The following is a 1,933-nucleotide window of genomic DNA, read 5'->3' as shown; positions in this document are numbered from 1 at the left end:
GGTGCGGGCCTGCAACCGCCAGCGCAGATCGAACCGCTGGGCAAGCCGATGGGTAAGCTGCCCTGAAAGCGCGTCCTGCTGCCGGGTTACGCCAACCCCCGCGGCTGAACTGTCACCGATGATCAGCAGCGACAGGGGCGGTCCCGCCCCCGTTTGGCCCGCGCGGGGGCCTTCGGGTTCCGGCAGACGGAGCGCCCGGCGCCGGACCCCCACGGCTTGCGCTGCCAATAGGGGGGACAGCAGCAAGCGGGCCGGCAGGTCGAGCATGGCTACCCCCCGCAGATGCTTTGCAGCCGCAACCAGTCCGCGTCGGACATCAATGGTTCTGTTGCGCGGCCGGCCATCGGATCGGCTTCGATCAAATCGAGCGTTTTTTCCCCCGAGGGATCCCGCGCATAGGCATAGGGGGTACTGCGCAGCGCCGCCCGCTCGAACCGCTTGAGCAACGGCCCTACCGGCGCTGCGGGGCGGGGCCGGGTCATCAGCGCCTCTGCATAGGTATCGAGCGCGGGGGCCGCGATTTCGCCCGTGGTAAGCAGGCGAAAGGTCTCTCTCAGGCCGACGTAGTTCAGCAGATCCCGCAGGGGGTCGTTGCCGAGCCGCAGGGTGTCTTCTGTCAGGATATAGCCTGCGGCCACGTCCGGTTCGTCAAATTGCTCGACCAGACTGCGGTCCAGCACGATGAGCCGTCCGGGAAGGTGCAGGCTGGGTTGCACCATGTCAGGCAAAACGGCGAGGTCCCCCGCCTTCAGCCGCGCGCCGAGCCGCGCCAGCGCCAGCTTGCCTTCGGGGGCCGCGCAACCGGGGCCGGAAAGACGTTCGATCCGTCGGAGCAGCGCCGCCCCGATGGCAGCACGCTTCACCTGCGGCACGACGTTCAGGGTGTGATCGCGCAGCGCCCCCGGCAGCCAAACCAGCGCCACCCCAGCCACCAATGCCACGGAGAGCAGAACGCCGAGCCACCGCAGACGTCCCGTGCGCGGGCGCGCGCGGTTGATGGCGCGGCGCAGCTGTTCGATGGCGGCGATCATCTCGCCCTCATCCGCCGAAAGCTCCAGCGTTTCGCCCGGATCGCCGTCGGGGTGATAGACGGCCTCGGCCCCTTGGGTATCCGCGCGCATGACGGCGGCAAGCGACCAATGGGTCAGCGCACGATCCGCCGTATCGGTAATGACAAGCGTCGCATCCCCGATGGAAACGACAACCTCGCGCCGCTGGCTTTTGGGATCGGGACGCCACAGGCCGGTCGCCTCGATCCGCGCATATTTCGTGAGCGCCGTCATCTGTCGCTTGTACTGCCCCAGTTCTTTTGTCAGCAGTCTACCATAGGCAGTAGAGGTCGCAATGGCACCGGACGAATGGAACGATCTGCAGTTGAAACCCGGGCAGGCAGAAGACATCCCCGGTTTGGCACGCATCTGGCACGACGGCTGGCATGATAGCCACGCGGCGATTGTCGCCCCGGAACTGACCGCATCGCGCACCTTGGATGAGTTCGAGGATCGAACCCGGGCCCATCTCCCGGGCACGCTGGCCGCATGGCACGGAGGACGGATCGTGGGTTTTTGCATGATCGAAGGGGATGAGCTTTACCAGTTTTACGTGGCGCCCTCACTCCGGGGTAGCGGGCTTGCCACCGTGCTGATGAAACGGGCGGAGGCCGCGATGGGGCCGGGGGAAAAGTTACTGGTCTGCACGGTAGGCAACAGGCGGGCCGCCCGCTTCTACGAGCGGGCGGGCTGGCGGCGTACGGCAACCGAAAGCTACACGGTCGAGGCGGCACTGGGCGCGTGGGTGCTCGACGTATGGCGCTATGAGAAGACCTTGCCCGGCCAGGGCAACAGTTGATCAGAGCGCTGCGGCCTGACGGCGCAGTTCGAACTTCTGAATCTTGCCGGTGGAGGTTTTGGGCAATTCGCAGAAAATGACCTTC

At 66.3% G+C, this 1,933-nt stretch carries 2 protein-coding genes and 1 pseudogene; 1 reads left to right on the top strand and 2 read right to left on the bottom strand.

The genetic code is table 11. From position 1 onward, the window contains the following. Together A3764_RS20445 and A3764_RS20440 are read right to left on the bottom strand one after the other, a co-directional pair. Positions 1-267, bottom strand: a pseudogene (locus A3764_RS20445) (SGNH/GDSL hydrolase family protein); the annotation flags it as partial. 2 nt (positions 268-269) lie between these two features. Next, complete coding sequence (locus A3764_RS20440; protein WP_067926188.1) at positions 270-1,283, bottom strand: hypothetical protein; 1,014 nt, start codon at positions 1,281-1,283, stop codon at positions 270-272. Between the two features lie 61 nt (positions 1,284-1,344). On the opposite strand from A3764_RS20440, the gene A3764_RS20435 reads away from it, so the two are divergent. After that, positions 1,345-1,848: a GNAT family N-acetyltransferase gene (locus A3764_RS20435; RefSeq protein ID WP_082851156.1), complete on the top strand. Its 504-nt coding sequence runs from the start codon at positions 1,345-1,347 to the stop codon at positions 1,846-1,848. Positions 1,849-1,933: the final 85 nt, after the last annotated feature.

Origin of the sequence: Sulfitobacter sp. HI0129 (genome assembly GCF_001635395.1) — a bacterium.
Classification (GTDB): domain Bacteria; phylum Pseudomonadota; class Alphaproteobacteria; order Rhodobacterales; family Rhodobacteraceae; genus Sulfitobacter.
Note: the sequence above shows the minus strand (reverse complement) of the source record. Positions and strands in the feature narration are given on the sequence as shown.